The sequence below is a fragment of the Microbulbifer epialgicus genome, from assembly GCF_041447265.1.
In the GTDB taxonomy this organism is placed as follows: Bacteria; Pseudomonadota; Gammaproteobacteria; order Pseudomonadales; family Cellvibrionaceae; genus Microbulbifer; species Microbulbifer epialgicus.
Window position 1 is genome coordinate 1 of sequence record NZ_JBGMEK010000196.1, and the last position, 2,199, is coordinate 2,199.

Consider the following 2,199-nt stretch of genomic DNA (forward strand, 5'->3'; position numbering starts at 1 on the left):
TGCTTAAAATTGCCAAAGAAGAGGGGTATTCTGATTATTACAAAAAAGCAGAACCTCTTTATGAAAAATGGCAGAATTTAAGCAGCTATGCCTAACAAGCGGCTGCATTTCGTTCCGGCCTTCGGCCTCCACCGGACTCTTTACAGGTCCATAAGGCCAGGAATTTGCGCCAACAATACCGGACTATTGATTACCAGCTTTATGCCATTAGGAAACTCTAATATACCCAGGTTTCCCGTAGTGGCCACAGGGGACATGATATCCACGAGAACAAAGTTGGGGATATCAGATGCAGGCGTTTGTTCAGTTAGTTTGCGGTACCAGTAGGGGAACTGGCTGTAGTTTAGGTTGTGCTTACGAGTATAGGCGCGCTTGGATTGAGAGCTTTTCTCGTAGGTCCTGACATGACTTTGCCACTGCTGCTGATTCATGAGGCTCTCCTCTGAAGTTGATGGAGGGGGTATCATGGCAGCCTGCCAGAGCAAGTTGAATAATGTGGTTCATGTACCGCTTACGCTCGGAATCGCCATAGCCGAGAGCGGAAGGGGGATCCAAGTTTAAGGTTCAGAATGACAGAAGTTTGGTGGGTTGTTTCTTCTGTTCGATGTTCAGGGCAGGTTACTCTGATTAGTGCCTTCAACGCCCCTATATTGCCAAACAATTTGGGCAGGTTTTGTAGTAGTGGGTAAAGCACCCATAACAACCAAAAAAACTTAATTTAGAGAACCTCTGTCCAGCTAAGTCTTTTCTCAGACCAGACTGAACTGAGAAAAAAATGAGCCCTTTGATGAAGGGGGTGCTCCACTTTGGCTCTAACCTGAGCTTTGATCATATCCGCCTTACGAAGTGGCTTTTGCCCGGGAAGAGTTTTTAGCTTGCTCGGCTTCATGGCCATGTACCAGTCCATCTTTTATTCTTTAAGCTATTCACGAATTTCCGTAAGCGATTTCATCAGATCAGATCGTAGGTGAGAATTGTATTTAAAGTACCAGGATAGCACCGCTGAATGCCAAGTCATGGAAGGCTTAAAGGCTTATGGCATCAATAGATAAATATAGCTGCTCAGCGGACATCCGCCTTCTTGCGACCAGCATCGCTATATCATGCGGCTGCGGCCATCCCAACTTTCTCAAGCTGGATATTCCAGGGTAGCAGTGCCTCATAATCCTCAACGGATTGGCAGTGAGGAATCTGCTTAAGCACCTCCACATAATACTTGTAGGGGTCAAGGCCGTGGAGCTTGGCAGTGCGAATCAAACTGAAGTGCAGGCACAGTGATTTAGCGCCATTGACCGAGGATGCAAACAGGAAGTTTTTGCGAGCCATGACAAAGGGTTTGATTTCCTGTTCAGTTAAATTGTTGTCGATTTCTAAGCGGCCATCGCTGAGGAATGCACATAGCCCATTCCAATATTTCAGGCAGTAATTCATTGCTTTACCCAGCGGGGATTTGGGTAGCACTTGCGGATGGTGCTCATCCAGCCAGCACTTAAAGGCAGTTATAATGGGTTTGGATTCTTGCAGCCGTAATTCATGCCTTTGTTTCGATGACAGATGGTTGTCTTTGGCTTTGCGTTCAACCCGATAGAGCTTCTTATAAAACTGCATTGCCCGTTTTGCCAGCCCATCCCCTTGCGCCGTTCTTGCTATGGGTTCAAATTTTCGTCGGGCATGTGCATTACAGTGATTTGGGTTTACAGCTGTCTGTTCAAATAACAACTCAAAAAATGGATCAGCATCGCAATGCAGCGTGCCTTTAAAGCCGGCAAACCAGTCATTCACAAAATTTTTGTGATCAGCGGCATTATATTCATAGAGGATAGCTTCCTTTCCTGGAGGGCCACCTCGGAAACAGTAGGCATAAGATTTTCGGCTTGCTGGCCGGCCAGGTTCATTAAGAACCTGGAGTGATGTGGCATCCAAAGCCTCAATATCGTAGCCAATGATGCCGTCTTTTAACAAATTAATCAGTGGTTGTAGGGGATTCGCACAATCGATAACAGTACGAGCCATGGTTTGACGGGGAAAGCTAAAGCCGGCACGGGTCTCAAACTGTTTTTCCAGGTGATAGAACGGCTGTCGATCATCAAGCTTGCTGGCTATGAGGTAGGCTAGAACGGATTCGGTAAACTTACACTTGGGCAGGATATGCTTTGGCTTGGGAGCAATAACTATTTGGCCTGCACAGCCTTTGGGGCA

The 2,199-nt window shown here is 46.6% G+C and carries 2 protein-coding genes; both read right to left on the reverse strand.

What is annotated here, in order from left to right; translation table 11 throughout:
* Positions 1-140 precede the first annotated feature (140 nt).
* Positions 141-431 carry an IS66 family insertion sequence element accessory protein TnpA gene (tnpA, locus tag ACCI49_RS24380; protein ID WP_371841853.1) on the reverse strand — a complete coding sequence of 97 codons (291 nt, stop codon included), beginning with the start codon at positions 429-431 and terminating at the stop codon, positions 141-143.
* A 670-nt stretch (positions 432-1,101) separates the two neighbouring features.
* A partial coding sequence (gene tnpC / locus ACCI49_RS24385) for an IS66 family transposase (RefSeq protein WP_371841854.1) occupies positions 1,102-2,199 on the reverse strand: 1,098 nt, incomplete at its 5' end.